This is a genomic window from Marivirga tractuosa (genome assembly GCF_042140215.1).
Classification (GTDB): Bacteria; Bacteroidota; Bacteroidia; order Cytophagales; family Cyclobacteriaceae; genus Marivirga; species Marivirga tractuosa_A.
This window is the reverse complement of record NZ_CP159478.1, coordinates 3,002,009-3,018,456: the sequence shown is the minus strand read 5'-3', so window position 1 is coordinate 3,018,456 and position 16,448 is coordinate 3,002,009. Positions and strand designations below refer to the sequence as shown.

At 34.9% G+C, this 16,448-nt stretch carries 14 protein-coding genes; 4 read left to right on the top strand and 10 right to left on the bottom strand.

Translation table 11 applies throughout. From position 1 onward, the window contains the following. Positions 1-40: 40 nt before the first annotated feature. The 3 genes from ABWH96_RS13685 to ABWH96_RS13675 all read right to left on the bottom strand — a co-directional run bounded on the left by ABWH96_RS13685 (position 41) and on the right by ABWH96_RS13675 (position 5,113). A complete protein-coding gene (locus tag ABWH96_RS13685) occupies positions 41-1,969 on the bottom strand; it encodes a GAF domain-containing protein (protein WP_375578086.1) in 1,929 nt (642 codons plus the stop codon). 174 nt (positions 1,970-2,143) lie between these two features. Further along, on the bottom strand, positions 2,144-4,351 hold the full coding sequence (locus ABWH96_RS13680; RefSeq protein ID WP_375578085.1) for a sodium-translocating pyrophosphatase: 2,208 nt from the start codon (positions 4,349-4,351) through the stop codon (positions 2,144-2,146). Positions 4,352-4,705: 354 nt separating this feature from the next. Beyond that, positions 4,706-5,113: a hypothetical protein gene (locus ABWH96_RS13675; RefSeq protein WP_375578084.1), complete on the bottom strand. Its 408-nt coding sequence runs from the start codon at positions 5,111-5,113 to the stop codon at positions 4,706-4,708. 160 nt (positions 5,114-5,273) lie between these two features. Between ABWH96_RS13675 and hppD the strand changes: the two genes are divergently transcribed. The 4 genes from hppD (at position 5,274) to ABWH96_RS13655 (ending at position 9,090) form a co-directional block, all read left to right on the top strand. Then, positions 5,274-6,368, top strand: a complete 1,095-nt coding sequence (hppD, locus tag ABWH96_RS13670) for a 4-hydroxyphenylpyruvate dioxygenase (protein WP_375578083.1) — start codon at positions 5,274-5,276, stop codon at positions 6,366-6,368. Positions 6,369-6,658: 290 nt separating this feature from the next. Next, positions 6,659-8,380 carry a phospho-sugar mutase gene (locus ABWH96_RS13665; protein WP_375578082.1) on the top strand — a complete coding sequence of 574 codons (1,722 nt, stop codon included), beginning with the start codon at positions 6,659-6,661 and terminating at the stop codon, positions 8,378-8,380. A gap of 208 nt (positions 8,381-8,588) precedes the next feature. Continuing rightward, positions 8,589-8,945, top strand: a complete 357-nt coding sequence (locus ABWH96_RS13660) for a metallophosphoesterase family protein (RefSeq protein WP_375578081.1) — start codon at positions 8,589-8,591, stop codon at positions 8,943-8,945. Next, complete coding sequence (locus tag ABWH96_RS13655; protein WP_375578080.1) at positions 8,938-9,090, top strand: hypothetical protein; 153 nt, start codon at positions 8,938-8,940, stop codon at positions 9,088-9,090. Before ABWH96_RS13660 ends, ABWH96_RS13655 begins: the two co-directional genes overlap by 8 nt. Before the next feature lie 182 nt (positions 9,091-9,272). Here ABWH96_RS13655 and secG read toward each other — a convergent pair whose 3' ends face one another. The 7 genes from secG to ABWH96_RS13620 form a co-directional block, all read right to left on the bottom strand. Further along, entirely contained in the window at positions 9,273-9,698 is a 426-nt protein-coding gene (gene secG / locus ABWH96_RS13650; RefSeq protein ID WP_375578079.1) for a preprotein translocase subunit SecG, read from the bottom strand. Between the two features lie 4 nt (positions 9,699-9,702). Further along, positions 9,703-10,833, bottom strand: coding sequence for a hypothetical protein (locus ABWH96_RS13645; RefSeq protein ID WP_375578078.1), 1,131 nt, complete (start codon positions 10,831-10,833; stop codon positions 9,703-9,705). A 35-nt stretch (positions 10,834-10,868) separates the two neighbouring features. Continuing rightward, positions 10,869-11,396 (bottom strand): LptE family protein, encoded by a 528-nt coding sequence (locus ABWH96_RS13640; protein ID WP_375578077.1) that lies wholly within the window; start codon positions 11,394-11,396, stop codon positions 10,869-10,871. Further along, complete coding sequence (locus ABWH96_RS13635) at positions 11,386-12,651, bottom strand: sigma-54 interaction domain-containing protein (protein ID WP_375578076.1); 1,266 nt, start codon at positions 12,649-12,651, stop codon at positions 11,386-11,388. The genes ABWH96_RS13640 and ABWH96_RS13635 overlap by 11 nt, the downstream gene beginning before the upstream one ends. An 11-nt stretch (positions 12,652-12,662) precedes the next feature. Beyond that, positions 12,663-14,129 carry a tRNA (N6-isopentenyl adenosine(37)-C2)-methylthiotransferase MiaB gene (miaB, locus tag ABWH96_RS13630; RefSeq protein ID WP_375578075.1) on the bottom strand — a complete coding sequence of 489 codons (1,467 nt, stop codon included), beginning with the start codon at positions 14,127-14,129 and terminating at the stop codon, positions 12,663-12,665. A gap of 120 nt (positions 14,130-14,249) precedes the next feature. Then, positions 14,250-15,536: an aminodeoxychorismate synthase component I gene (gene pabB, locus ABWH96_RS13625; protein WP_375578074.1), complete on the bottom strand. Its 1,287-nt coding sequence runs from the start codon at positions 15,534-15,536 to the stop codon at positions 14,250-14,252. A gap of 87 nt (positions 15,537-15,623) precedes the next feature. Then, positions 15,624-16,385, bottom strand: a complete 762-nt coding sequence (locus tag ABWH96_RS13620; RefSeq protein WP_375578073.1) for a YceI family protein — start codon at positions 16,383-16,385, stop codon at positions 15,624-15,626. Positions 16,386-16,448: the final 63 nt, after the last annotated feature.

Sequence of the window (16,448 nt, the reverse complement as noted above, 5' to 3'; positions counted from 1 at the left end):
GCTTTAAGAATTCTATAACAGCGCTAAATTTATTATGTTCTTAAAATTTTTCTTTCCTAATAAATATACAAGCAATTTTTACTGCATTTCCATGTTCATCAGATACAGGCATGCAATGCGCAACCACGGGTATATCTTGCCCTTGTTTATTAATCAATTTAGCTGATTTACTCATCGACATATTATCTGTGATTTCAGTCCATGTTTGATTCCAATCTTTATCCTCCTCATCTAGGAATAGTTTTTTTCTGTCTAAACCAATTAAGTATTCACTATCCCATCCAGTTTGAAGTTCTAATTGGCTGTTGATCTCTAGGATTTTACCATTTTTATCAAATTCAGCTACCATGGTTGAAATGCTAACTGCTTGATTGAAAGCACCCATTTCACGGCTTTGTCTTTCCATTTCTTCTTGCGTAGCTTCTAATTCTTCTGCATTTTGACGCATTTCTTCTTCTTGAGCCTGCAATTGTTCGGCTCTCATTTGAGATTCTTCAAGGAGTTTCTTGGTCTCTAAAGAAACTTGCAATCCTTGAATGGTGGAAGCAATGCTTTCTCCAACTTTCTCTATGAATTCAGTATGGTAATCTTCATAAGGGTGGAATGAGGCCAGTTCAATAATACCGAATATTTCCTCGTTCAATTTCATTGGACTTATTAAAATGTGGGTTGGGTTCGCCTGTCCTAAACCAGAACGGATGGAAACATAATTCTCTGGAATTTCAGATAAATAGATATATTCCTTTTCTAAATAACATTGCCCGACAAGTCCTTGTCCAGGAGCAATTTCCTTTTCTAGGAATTTCTGTCTGTGATAAGCATAAGCTCCTTTTAACACTATTTTTACATTCTTTTCATCTTCTTTATTTACAATGAAAAGAGAGCCTTGAATAGAGTCTGTATATTCAACTAGCTCAGAGATAAGCTTAGCCGATAAATCCTCAATATTATCATCATTTTTACGAAGAATATCTCCAAATTGGGCTATACCTTCATTAAACCAAACTCTTCTTTTATCTTGCTCCGCTACATTTTGAAGTTTATTGCGCATTTCAGCAAGAGATTGACCTAAATGCCCTTGATTATCAAAAACAGTAATATTACTGCTGAAATCACCTTTCCCGACTTCATCAGCAAATCTTGTGATCCCTTTAAGGTTTGTAGTTAATTCATTTAAGGCTTTGATGATAGAGTTCAATTCATCCTCTGACTCTTTCATTTCCTCTGGTAGATTACCGTGCGCTAATTCACGAATATTTACTTTCAAATATTTAATTCTCAGTAAAACAGTTCGTATGATATAGAGCGCAATTATTGTACTGATAATAAAAGCAATTATAAATTCTATGGTAAGCATTAGTGGGATATTACTTTCAGCCTCTTTAATGCTTTGAAGGGATTCTTGCTCGGCATTTGCTAATTCATCTTTAATATTATTGATGAGAAAGGTTAAATGCATAATATCATCAATAACTTCCTCATTATTTAACTTTTCATAACTGAGATCTGAAATAGCTTCACCTTGTTTGCTTTTAATATTAGGTAAATGTGCATTTAGTTCCTCTGTGAATGTAATTACTTCTTCATTACCAAATTCTCTAACTAAACTATCTAATTCATCCACTTTAGGATAAATATCATTAAACCAGCGGTTCTCAATATCATTTTTAAAGAACTCATCCTCTGTGCTAATGTATCTGAAAGATAAAATAGTGGTTAAGTCTACCAATTGTTGAACTTCAGCAGCTAGCCTACTACTATTTTTATTAAGTGCAATTAATTCCTTACTCTTGTTTACTTGATTATTCCATGAGTAATTACTGTTAATTAACATTATGATGGCAAATGCTCCCATCAAAAGAAAACCGATGGTAATTCTACCTTGAAGGGTTTTAAAATCTATACGAATATATTTCTTAATCGAGAACTTCTTTTTTGGTCTATTTTCTTGAGAATTTTTTTCAGCCATTAGGATTAGTGTTGTAATGCTTATAAAAGTAACAGCAAAATATAAATGATTTGCTGTAAATACAATAAAAGCTTTGGGAATTGGTGGGAGAATATTTTTGAGACTTATTAAAAGTAAAAAAGGTTAGCCAGAAACCTGACTAACCTTAAATTATTAATTTATTTGAAATTGAAATTATTTCTCAGCTTGAATCACTTCGCTTTTTTCAACTACTATTTCTTTAGATTCTTTCTGCACTTCTGCAGTGCTATGATCTTTAACAGAAATATGAGGAGCGATTACTAATGCCACAATCGACATTAATTTAATCAAAATATTCATTGAAGGACCTGAAGTATCTTTGAAAGGATCACCTACAGTATCACCAGTAACTGACGCTTTATGAGCTTCAGAACCTTTATACTCCATCTTTCCGTTGATTTCTACACCTTTTTCAAATGATTTCTTAGCGTTATCCCAAGCACCACCAGCATTGTTTTGGAAAATACCCATCAAAACACCTGATACGGTAACCCCAGCTAATAAACCACCAAGAATTTCGGCTGATGAAGTATCAGCAAAAACACCTTTCAGTCCAAATCCTACCAGTAATGGAGTGATTAAAGCAATAGCTCCTGGCAAAATCATTTCACGAATAGAAGCTTTGGTAGAAATGTCAACGCATTTTTCATATTCAGGCTTAGTGGTACCTTCCATAATACCCGGCATTTCTTTGAATTGTCTTCTTACTTCCTGAACCATGTCCATGGCAGCTCTACCCACTGCTGCAATAGCTAAAGAAGAGAAGATAAATGGAATCATGCCACCCACAAATAGGGCAGCTAATACTGGTGCTTTATAGATATCGATTGAATCAATACCAGAAATACCAACGAAAGCAGCAAAAAGTGCTAATGCAGTTAAGGCAGCAGAAGCGATGGCAAATCCTTTACCCGTTGCAGCAGTTGTATTTCCTACAGCATCCAAATTATCTGTTCTGTCTCTTACTTCTTCTGGTAAACCACTCATTTCAGCTATACCACCAGCGTTATCAGCAATTGGCCCGAATGCATCGATGGCTAATTGCATAGCAGTTGTGGCCATCATACCTGCTGCAGCAATTGCCACACCATAAAGACCAGCAAAAGAATAAGAAACTACAATGCCTGTTGCCAAAACTAAAATCGGTAAAACAGTTGATTGCATACCCACTGCTAATCCGCCAATAATGTTGGTAGCAGCACCTGTGCTAGATTGTTTAACGATTGATAAAACAGGCTTTCTGCCCATAGCAGTATAATATTCTGTAATGATACTCATCAAGGCTCCTACAATCAAACCTGTGAAAATAGCCCAGAAAACATCCATACTTGTAAAAGAGTAATCTCTAATGATCATAGTTTCAGGAAGCATATATTCTACTAAGAAGAATGAAGCTACTACAGTCAAAATGATGGAAGACCAGTTTCCCCAATTAAGGGCTTTTTGAACGCTGTCCGTTTCGTTTTTAACTTTCACGAACAAAGTTCCTATTATAGAAAATACTAATCCTAAACCTGCAATTATCATTGGAAGAAGGATAGGGGCAATTCCGCCAAATTGATCTTCAGAGATAATTTCTCTTCCTAAAACCATTGAAGCTAAAATAGTAGCCACATAAGAACCAAATAAATCGGCACCCATACCTGCAACATCACCTACGTTATCACCAACATTATCTGCAATGGTAGCAGGGTTTCTTGGGTCGTCTTCAGGAATTCCTGCTTCTACTTTTCCAACTAAATCAGCTCCAACATCAGCAGCTTTTGTATAAATACCACCTCCAACACGAGCAAATAGGGCAATGGACTCAGCTCCTAAAGAGAAACCAGCCAATACTTCTAGTGCTTTTTCCATTTCCAAGCCGTTTACATCACCACCAGTTTGGATTACATACATGTTATATAAGAAGATAAACAATATACCCATTCCAAAAACAGCAAGACCTGCAACACCTAATCCCATTACAGTTCCTCCTGAGAAAGATACTTTTAAGGCTTTAGCTAAGCTTGTTTTTGCAGCTTGGGTGGTTCTAACATTCGCTTTGGTAGCGATATTCATTCCTACATAACCCGCAAATGCAGAAAATACTGCTCCTATGATAAATGAAATTGCTATAACAGGAGAGGAAGTTTCAACCAATGTTCCTGAATAAGCTAGCAAAATACCAGCAATTACCACAAAGTAGAACATCACTTTCCATTCAGCTCTTAAAAAAGCCATAGCGCCTTTGGCTATGTAGCCGGCTAATTCTGTCATCCTTTCATCTCCGGCATCTTGTTTCGAAACCCAAGCGGATTTAATAGCCATAACAATCAGTCCCACAATCCCGAGAATCGGGACAATCCAGATAATATTGCTCATAAGTTTTATTTATTTTTTGAAACGCTGCAAATATAGAGGGATGATTGGTAAATGGAAATAATTAATAAAAGAAAATGATGAATTGCTTAAATGACCGTTTGCAATACTTCATTTGGTCTAATGATAAATAGGTTAGAGAAGGATTTTAATTTGAGATTGAAAAGCTTTAAGCTTATGAAGGACACAAGACACACGCGAAACGCGTGCACTAGCTTTCTATCTGCTTTTAGTAAAAAGAAAAATCCTTCTCTGCATTAGAAAAGGATTTCTTAAGATCGTTTTATTTTAATAAAAATAGTTGGTTGGCGCATGCGTGTCGCGTGTGCCTTGAGTATTAAAATTCAAAAAACTTAATTATTCAGCTCTCCAAACCACTTCTTTGTGGTCGTTTCCAGCTTGAAGAACAATTCTAGTTGGCTGCGGAGCCAAAGCCAAGGTTACCTTTGAACTTGCAAAATCATCTGCTTCAACTAAAACACCTTGTCCTGGAGCTACGTCAATTGTATCTTCTTTAACGATATACTCATCAGCTAAATAGGCAATTGGAAGTAAAACATCATTATCTGGGCAGAATTCATCGTGAACCTCTGCTAATGCTTCTTCTAAATACTCTCCATAATTTTCCTGAAAGTCGTCTTCCATATCGTGAAGCTCTTCTTCAATTTTGTCATAGTCTTGGTCAGCGTAAGTAAGTTTGCTCAAAGCAATTTTTGCTTTTACTAATGCTGTCAAATCCTTGTCTAAACTTTTAATATCTATCATGCTTAAATGCTGTTATTTTCTGAACGTAAAATTCTTTAGATTGCCAATAACTTCCAAGTAAACGGAAAACTATTTAGGAATAGTTTGAGATTTATTTCAAATACCGCCTAAAAAACATAATTTTGAGTAAGAAATAATAATGCAATCGATTTAAACTACTATGGAACAGGATTTTTTGCCTATTAATGGCACCGATTACATCGAATTTTATGTGGGGAATGCAAAGCAATCGGCTATGTATTACCAAACAGCTTTTGGATTTGAGTTGAAAGCCTATGCAGGACCAGAAACGGGAATTAAGGATAGGTGTTCTTATATGTTGCAGCAGGGAAAAATCCGCTTGGTTTTGACCTCTTCTTTAGCACCTGACACTGAGGTAGCACAACATGTAAATCTTCACGGAGATGGCGTAAAAGTTTTAGCCCTTTGGGTAGATGATGCTGAATTGTCTTACAATGAAACTACCAAAAGAGGAGCGAAATCACATACTTCACCTAAAACCATTAAAGATGAGCATGGTGAAGTAACAGTAGCATCAATTCACACATATGGAGATACGCTTCATACTTTCGTGAATAGACATAACTACAATGGCGTGTTTTTGCCAGGATTCGTAGAAAAAACAAGTGAGTTACCCGCTAGTCCAATAGGCTTGAAGTATGTGAACCATTGTGTAGGTAATGTTGGATGGGGTGAAATGAACAAATGGGTTGATTTCTATAGAGATGTGATGGGCTTTAACTTGTTAATTACTTTTGATGATAAGGATATTTCTACGGATTATACTGCCTTAATGTCTAAAGTAGTTTCTAATGGGAATGGTTTCATTAAATTCCCAATTAACGAACCAGCAGAAGGGAAAAAGAAATCTCAAATTGAAGAATATATTGATTTTTATAAAGGTGCAGGTGTTCAGCATATCGCTATTGCCACGGATGATATAGTAGATACTGTATCCGAAATGCGTAGAAGAGGAGTAGAGTTTTTGCGTGTCCCCGAGGTTTATTATGATGATTTGTTTGAAAGGGTAGGTGAAATAGATGAAGATATTGAGCCTATAAAAGAGAATAATATTTTGGTGGATAGAGATGATGAAGGCTATTTACTTCAAATTTTCACTAAGCCTGTTCAGGATAGACCAACCGTTTTCTATGAAATAATTCAGAGAAAAGGTGCTAAATCTTTCGGAAAAGGAAACTTCAAAGCTTTGTTTGAGGCGATTGAGAGAGAGCAAGAGCTGAGAGGTAATTTGTGATTTATAAATAGCACACGCGATACGCGTGCGCCAGCATACTTATTATAGTAATTATAATAATTAATAAAGCACAAGCGGACGCTTGCGCTAAAGAAAACCAATTGAAAATTTTAAAAACCATAGGAATCATTTTCTATGGTTTTTTCTTTTTAGGCACTTTTCAAACAGTATTTATTTTTTGCTAATTGATTATTCTGTAATTTAAGCCTTGTAAAACAAGAGAAAACCATGTTTTCAAGTATTAAGCTTTTGAAAATTAGATCTTAAATCATTAAAAATATAGAACCAATATGACAAGTCAGGAAAAAGCCCAACAATGGTTAGATAGTAAATTGGTAGATGATGCCACTAAAAAACAAATCAAAGACCTTCAGGAAAACAATAAAGAGGAATTTGAAGAATCTTTTTATAGAGATTTAGAATTCGGTACTGGTGGCTTACGTGGAATAATGGGAGTTGGCAGTAATCGAATGAATAAATATACTTTAGGTATGGCTACTCAAGGCTTGAGTAATTATTTGAACAAAACCTTTAAAGAACAGGGAGTTTCTGTAGCTATAGCTCACGATTGTCGAAACAATGCAGAAGAGTTTGCTAAAGTTGTAGCAGATGTTTTTACTGCTAATAATATTAAAGTATTCTTCTTCGATAGTCTCAGACCAACTCCTGAATTATCATTTGCAATTCGTCACCTGGGATGCAAAAGCGGAGTAGTTTTGACGGCTTCTCATAATCCTAAGGAATATAATGGTTATAAAGCTTACTGGACTGATGGGGCTCAAATGGTTGCCCCACATGATTTGAATGTGATGAATGAAGTGCAGTCCATTACATCAATTGATGATGTGCAATTTGAAGGTAAAGAAGCATTGATTGAAACCATTGGCGAGGATATTGATGAAGCCTATTTGGAAGAGGTGAAGAAAATTTCGCTTTTTCCTAATGCAACAGAAGCTGATAAATCCATTAATATTGTTTTTTCCTCTATCCACGGAACAGGTATCACCTTAGTACCTAAAGCTCTTGAAATGTATGGTTTCAAGAATGTACATATTGTTGAAGAACAAGCTGAGCCAAATGGCAATTTTCCTACTGTAGTTTATCCTAATCCTGAGGAAAAGGAAGCAATGTCTATGGCTTTGGCTAAAGGAAAAGAAGTAAATGCAGACATCGTTATGGCCACTGACCCGGATGCTGACAGAGTGGGGATTGCGATCAAAAATGCTAAAAATGAATTCGAACTTCTGAATGGAAATCAAACAGGTTCATTATTGATCTATTATTTATTGAGTAGATGGGGTGAGCTTGGAAAGCTAGATGGCAATCAATATATCGTAAAAACTATTGTTACCACTGAGCTTTTTAAAAATATAGCTGATGCTTATCAGGTTGAAAGTTTTGATACTTTAACGGGTTTTAAAAACATCGCAGCGGTTATCCGAGATCTTGAAGGCAAGAAGACCTTTATTGGCGGGGGTGAAGAAAGCTATGGTTATATGATTGGTGATTATGTACGCGATAAAGATGCAATAGCTTCCGTTGCAATGATAGCAGAAATGACGGCTTATGTAAAATCTCAAGGTAAAACACTTTACGATTATCTTATTGAGATGTATATGAAATTTGGTTTCTATCGTGAGGATTTGGTATCTATTACTAAAAAAGGGAAATCTGGTAGTGAAGAGATAAAATCCATGATGACTCGCTTCCGTGAAGATCCACCAAAAAAATTAGCAGGAACTAAAGTAGTGGAGGTAAGAGATTATCAGAAATCTACTATTTTAAATATGGAAAGCGGAGTTAAAACAAAGTTAAATTTTGATTCTTCTAATGTATTGCAATTCTTCCTGGAGGATGGAAGTAAGATTTCCGCCAGACCTTCTGGCACAGAGCCCAAAATTAAGTTCTATGTAAGCGTAAAAGGAAAATTGAGGAGCAAAGAAAGCTTTGAAGAGGATTTTGCTGAATTGGGGGATATCATAAAGTCTTATTTGGATGGGCTGGATTTGTAGTATTGAAACTTCGTTTCAATAAGAAAAGATTCCTGCCTTCGCAGGAATGACGCACTGATCTTAGACCGAATCATAAAATATATCGTAACCTACTAATTAAATTCCGTGCGTCATTCCTTTGAAGAAAGGAATCTATCCATTTTAACCAAAGGTTAAAATACTTATCCGGTCCTTGGTATGTGTCAATAGAAAATCATTCAATAATTAAATGAAAATAGGCTTAATATCCGATACTCACGGCTTTTGGGATGAAACTATCCCTAAATACTTCAAAGATTGCGATGAAATATGGCATGCTGGTGATGTGGGCGAGGCAGGTCAAATAATGGAGAACCTAAATCAGATTGCCCCAACTTTAGTGGTTTATGGAAATATCGATACACCTGAATTTCAAAGGTCTTATCCAGAGAATTTATTTATTGAGAGGGAAGGAGTGAAAATATTTATGACGCACATAGGAGGGAGGCCATCTTCTTACAATCCAAGAGTTAGGAAATTAATTGAATCTGAAAAGCCGGATGTGTTTATATGTGGGCATTCTCATATCCTCAGAAGCTATGCCTGATCCTAAACATGGTAATTTGCTTTATCTAAATCCAGGTGCAGCAGGAAATCAAGGTTTTCATAAAATGAGAACAATGATGAGATTTGAAATTAATAAGGGAAAAGTAGAAAAGTTGGAAGTGATTGAGTTGGGGAAAAGAGGCTGAAGTGATGCGGTATTTAGGTGAATATGTATTTAAGTGACTCCTCCTAAAATAGTATTTTGGTTGAAATTTATTTAGAGTATAAAAGCTGATCTGCTCATAGATTCATATAAAAAAGGATGTAAAGAAAAAAGGGAAACCTTTCGGATTCCCTTCTTTAATAATATCTATACTTAGTTTAAAGACTACTCTTCAGAATTATCTTCTTCTGATTCTTCAAGTCCTTCAATCAATTCCTGATTTCCACCTTCTTGATCTTGTGTATTTCCTTCACCTTCTGTTGAAGGTAATAAACCTTCTTCTCCACCTTCCATGCCAGGAAGTAAAGTTTCATCTTGAGCCTTTTCAATGTTAGGACTGGTAAAACCTGTATCAACTGTTGTAGTTTTGATTACAAAAGATGAAGCTAAGCTTAATACCACTAAACTAATAGCCAATACCCAAGTGATTTTCTCTAGAATATCACCTGTTCTTTTTACACCTACTACCTGACTAGCTCCAGAACCTCCAAATTGGCTGGATAAACCACCGCCTTTAGAATTTTGAGCTAATACTACCAACACCAATAAAATGGCAACTAAAATGATTAAAGTAATTAATAATGTTAACATGTATTTATGATTCTTTTTTTAACTCATCTATAATTTCGACAAAGTACGTCTTTTTTTGTGGAAATTTCCAAATTAATTTCTTGTAAATATCAATGGCTTTTTGCTTTCTTCCTTGTTTTATCATCAATTTTGCCAAAGTTTCCGAAACTACATCATCAGAAAGATTTGTACTACTTGCCGAAAGATCTTCAGCTTCTTGCTTATTCGGCTGATTATCAGGGTCTATTCTTTTAGTAAGAACAGGTTCTTTCTCTATAAAGTTGTTGATGATATTTAATTGTTCTTTTTTATGAGCATCATTAATTTTCAATTCTTTTCTTGAAGTTATTTCTTCAATTATATCATGCTCATCCTTTTTCGGTTTTTTTTCAGCAGTTTTGGTTGTTTTCTTAGCTTTTGCACTTGAAGTTTTCTTAGCACTTTCCTTAGGCTTAGCAGCAGTTGATTTTTTAGTGGTTGATTTAGCTGTTGTTGTGCTTGTACTTGTTTTTTTAGCGCTGCTCGTTTTGGGTTTTGGAGTGGTCTTTTTAGTTGTTGAAGTTTTTGTAGCAGTAGTTTTTTTGCTTGTAGCTTTTGAAGCTGTTTTACTTGTAGTTTTAGCTTTAGTTTTCGGTTTTTCTTCCTTAGATTTTTTTGCTTCGAACCTATCTAATGTTTTCTTATAATTTTCTTTTTCAGCTTTTAAAGCTTCCATTTCTTTAAATAATTCATCAAAAAAGGAAGCTGGTAAATGAGAGGAGGAAGCTGGGGTCACTTCAATTTGAGAATAAGAACTGGTTTCTTTATAATCTTCTGGTCTATTTTGTCCTTGTTGAATTCGATTATCTAAATTATTTTTTTCCTCTACTTTTATTTCCTGTTCTTGAGGCTGACCGTCAACTTTTTCAGTAGATGAAGATTCATAGTCTTTTGTTAATATCTCTTTGAGATGTTTTCTATCTAAAGCATAAATAGCAGCAGATTGCAAAAGTTTTTTCTCACTTGAAGGGGAATAATTTTTAGAACCAATAGTGATTAATGGTGATATGGCTTGGAAATAGGGGTATTCTTGTTTCAGCTTAGAAAGCTCTCTGAAGTCGGTTTCTTCTATTTTTTCTGGTTGATTTATGAGGGTTGTAAGCCTTTGTTTGTCCACTTGGTTCTTTTTTTAAGAATTAAAGTTACAAAATTTTACCAATTTGCTACTGATGCATTAAATATATCTAAAATTATTTGATCTGTAATGGTTTCAATCAATTGATCTTCCACTGCTGTTAAAGTAGTTGAAGTTGCATCAAAATCTTCATAAAAGGAAAATGACTTATTATCGAAATTAAAAACCTCATCTTTTGTATTTACATAACTCACTTTGACTGTTATAGTTAATCTTTGAGCTCCGGCAGCATCCGCCAAATTTGGATTTCCAGAAGAAGTTACGGCAATTGGTTGAACTCTGTAGCCCGTAATAGATCCTTCTAATTGTAAATCTCCACTCGATTCTATTAATTCTAAACTAGTGTTTTGCTGATAATAATCCCTGATTTCTTCCGTGAAAGTTTGTTGTAAATTGGGCGGGCCATTTCCTGAATCATTATAAAAATATTGAATAGACATAGTTTTTATATCTGGAGAAATGGAAGCTCCTGTGAAGCTGTAAACACCACAAGAACTTGTGAATACCGCTAAAAATATAAAGGCTAAAATACTTCTAAAGGTCATACTGTTTAATTTTTCTGTATAATGTACGCTCGGAAATACCCAAATCCCGTGCCGCATATTTTCTTTTGTTCTGATTTTTGGAAAGTGCCCGTTCAATCATCTCTTTTTCTTTCTTTTCCAGGGATAAAGATTCCTCTTCTACTTCATGTTCTGCATCTTGATAATCTTCTAAATCAAAACTTTCATTGACATCATCTTCCTGCTCTTTTCGGCTGTCTAATAAATATGGGGTTCTGATTCCTTCAGCATTTTCTTTGAATTCATTTTGCTTTACTTCAAACAAGCCTTCATTATCCTTAATGATTTCCTCTCCATAATTTTCATTTTTCAACACATTATGGACAAGTTTTTTCAATTCTTCCACATCATTACGCATGTCAAAAAGAATTTTATATAATATATCCCTTTCTGAGAAATTATCTTTATCACCACCATTACTACCTTGGCTTCTGTAGAGAGCAGGCATCATGTTGCCCTCCTGAGGTAAATATTTTAATAATATATCCTTATCGATTTCCCGCTCCATTTCTAGAAGGGAAATTTGTTCTGCTATATTTTTTAGTTGACGTATATTGCCTGGGTAGCGGTAAGCCATCAACGCTTGCTTAGCATCTTCAGTTAGTTTGATGGAATTTACATGATGCTTTTCCGCAAAATCAGAGGTAAATTTCCTGAACAATAATTCAATATCTTCTCCTCTGTCCCTTAATGGAGGAACATAAATAGGGACCGTATTCAAGCGGTAATATAAATCTTCTCTGAATTTTCCTTTCTCAACTGCTTGAATAAGGTTTACATTCGTTGCTGCAACTACCCGAACATCGGTTTTCATTACTTTTGAAGAACCAACTCTTATGAATTCACCATTCTCCAACACTCTTAATAATCTAGATTGTGTTGGGAGGGGCATTTCACCTATTTCATCTAAGAAGATTGTTCCGCTATCAGTTACTTCAAAGTAACCTTTTCTGGCATCGTAAGCACCTGTAAAGGAGCCTTTTTCGTGTCCAAAAAGTTCTGAATCAATAGTCCCTTCAGGAATTGCGCCACAGTTTACAGCTATAAACTGTCCATGCTTTCTGGCACTTAATTGATGAATAATTTTGGAGAATGATTCCTTACCAACACCACTTTCACCCGTAATGAGCACCGTCATATCAGTAGGAGCAACCTGCATGGCTACTTTAATGGCAAAGTTTAAATGATCGGAATTTCCGATTATGCCGAATCTATTTTTGATAGTTTGTATATCCAAAGCAAAAAATATTATACCGCTTTACCTATTAATGTTGCACCTGTGCATTCTTCTACATACACATCAACATAATCCCCCTTTTTATAATTTTCTCTTGGAAAGATTACTACTTTATTTTCTGAATTTCTTCCTTGTAGTTGTTCTTCAGACCTCTTCGAAGTGCCTTCTACTAAAACTCTGTGGATTTTATTCAGCACTAAATGATTTCTTTCAGAAGAATGAGCTCTTTGCTTATTAATGATTTCTTGTAATCTTCTTTTTTTGGTTTCTAAAGGAATATCATCCTCATATTTTTTCTCAGCTAAAGTGCCTGGTCTTTCCGAATAAAAGAACATGTAGGAGAAATCATATTTCACATAGTCCATCAAGGTCAAAGTGTCCTGATGTTCTTCTTCCGATTCGGAACAGAATCCAGAAATCATATCGGAGGAAATCCCACATTCTGGACCTAAAATATCACGAATAGCATCCACTCTGTTGATGTACCAATCTCTGTCATAAGTTCGGTTCATCATTTTTAAAATACGTGAGTTACCACTTTGAGCAGGTAAATGGATGTATTTACAGATGTTGTCATACTTTTTCATAGTATGTAATACTTCATCCGTAATGTCTTTTGGATGAGAAGTTGAGAACCTTACTCTCAAGTCAGGAGAAACATTGGCTACCATTTCTATCAAATTGGCAAAATTGATCACCTCAACTTCTTCTTTTTTCTCGATTTTCTCTAACCTAGCTTTATTGTTGATTTCCTCAGACCATTTGTAAGAATCTACATTCTGGCCTAGAAGAGTTACTTCTCTATAGCCCTTGTCAAATAAATCTTGTGCTTCTTTTACGATTGAAAAAGGATCACGGCTTCTTTCCCTTCCTCTGGTGAATGGTACGACACAGAATGAACACATATTGTCACAACCGCGCATGATGGAAATAAATGCAGTTACGCCATTAGAATTTAATCGAACTGGGCTGATATCCGCATAAGTTTCTTCCCTGCTTAAGAAAGTATTGACTGCTTTTTCACCATCGTCTACAGTTTTTACCAAATTCGGTAAATCACGGTAAGAGTCTGGGCCAGCTACGATGTCAACGATTTTCTCTTCTTCTAAAAGCTTGGTTTTTAATCGCTCAGCCATACAGCCTAAAACGCCTATTTGCATTTCTGGCTTACTCTTTTTTACTTTATTGAAGTCCGTCAATCTTTTCCTAACTGTTAGCTCAGCTTTTTCCCTGATGGAGCAAGTGTTTAGAAAAATCACATCTGCATTATTGAAATCATTGGTGGTGTCAAAACCATTTTCCTTCATAATGGAAGTGACGATTTCACTATCGGAGAAATTCATCTGACAACCATAGCTTTCAATATATAATTTTCGGCTTTTGCCTGTATTTTCTTCTTTTGATACCTGAACAGCGCAAGATTCATCCGTTTTGGTTTCTTCGGCAATGATGTCCAAATCTTTAATCAATTCACTCATATTTGGTAGTTATAAAGTGCTTTGTGTTGTTTTAATTTATAACAAGCAAAGGTAGCCAATAATTATTGAAAATGACATTATGGCAGTAGATTTTCCTGTGGAATTTTAAGATTTCTGGGATTAAATGATTCCTAGCGTTTTTTCTATTGCTTTAGCTTTTAAAAGGCATTCTTCATATTCAGCTTCTGCATCGGAATCATAAGTGATGGCACTGCCTACTTGATAATTTATGGACTGAGTTTCTTCATCATAATAAATACTTCGGATGAGGACATTGAAGTCAAATTCATTTTCTCCATTGAAATAGCCTATGCTCCCTGAAAATACGTTTCTTTTACAATTTTCATATTCTTCAATCAACTGCATGGCCCTAATTTTGGGTGCACCTGTCATACTTCCCATTGGAAATGCATTTTGAATAATGTCACTTGAGTGAATATCATCTCGTTTATTGGCCGAGATTGTACTGATCATTTGATGTACTTGTTGAAAACTATAGATGCCAAACATTTCTTCTACTTTCACACTTCCGCTTTTGGCAGATTTGGCTAAATCATTTCTCACCAAATCTACTATCATCATGTTTTCAGCTCGTTCTTTTTCACTTTCCGACAATTGCTTTTTATTTTCTTCATCTTCTAAATACGTTTCACCTCTACGGGCAGTGCCCTTAATTGGCTGACTTATAATTTTATTATCTTTAAGCTTTATAAAGCGTTCAGGAGAAGCAGAGATAATATATTTTTTATCCATTTTTAAGAAGGAGGCGAAGGGGGAAGGGGAGTTCTCGCATAGCTTTTGAAATACATTAAAAGGATTTAGGTTTTTGGCTTTTGCAGAAAAATTGATGCAATAATTGATTTCATAAATATCACCTTCTTCTATATGGTTTCTTAAGGTATTTACTGTATCAATGTATTCATCTTTACTTGTCCACTTCTTTAAGTTATTAACTGATGTTTTTTCATCAATTTTATTGATGCTATTTGAAAGGGTATTTTCAATTTCATTTTGAAAATGTTTTGAATCCTCACTCTGAATAATTAGATGTTTTCCCTCAAATGAAATGATACATTCTGGTGTGAAGAAATTTATTGGATTCCAATTGATTGTGGAGAGGTTTTCACTAGCTAATTTTTCTAATTCATTTTTCAAGTCATAACCCAAATACCCAAAAAGCTTATTGTTCGGATTTTCTTGAATATGGGATTTAAGAGATTGGAAATACGGAGCATTCAGGTTTAATTTTTTATTTCCAACTGCTATGCATTTAGGAAATGCACCAAAAGGATATTGTTCAACTTGCTGTGGATGGAAAATAGCCACATATTGAAATTGAGCAGTCCAATTTAATAATGAATCCCAATAATTAGGAAATGCTGATATGTCGATTTTAATGGATTTCAAAAGCGATGTATTTACAGGCAAAATTGCATAAAAAAAGGTTGCTAAAAAATAATAGCAACCTTCAGTTTTTCTTGAGAAGAATCAGAATTACATATTTTTTGCTTTTGCATTAATATTAAATCCAACTCCAACTTTATTGTAAATGAATTGATCTTTTGCCTTATCAGTCGCTTTTGATTCATCACCATACATTAAGCCCCATTTCGTTCTGTCAATGCTGAAATTAGTAAAAGCTTTAACGCTATTATCAGTCACCTCAACTTTTGCTGGAACTGTAATGGCTAGCGTTTTACCTCTCATAGTTAAGTTTCCAGTAACCTCGTGAGTTGCACCTTCTAATTCAAATTCTGGTAATTCCATAATTTTTTCATCTTCAGCTGGCTGTTCCATATCGTTTTGATAAGAATCATAGCTCTCAGCTGTTTTGTCTGGATTTAAAGATTTTAAAGAAACTAGCTCAAATGTAACTTGAGGATGATTTTCAGCATCAAAGAAATCATCTGATTGTAAATGCCCCACCAATTTTTGATGATTTTCTTCGTCATCTTTTAAATCAGTAATGGTGATTTCATTCAAATCGAAAACGAATTTTCCACCTGTTATTTCTCCATCTTTAACTTTTATTGACCCATCACTTAAAGCAATGTTTCCATAATGTCTACCTGTAGGTTTTGTACCTACAAATTCCATATCAGCTTCATCAGAAGATACTGATATTTCCATGCCTTCAGATTCAGTTACTTCTTCTGCTTCGCTTACCTTTGCTTCATCTCCCTTTGGATTGGAGGTACATGCCACAGCCATAATTACGGCTAGTGCTAATGCGCTTGTTGTTTTTAAAATTTTCATAGATTAGTGGTTTTATTGATTCACACGAATAACGACTGAACTTTCATAAAGTTTATAAAAATC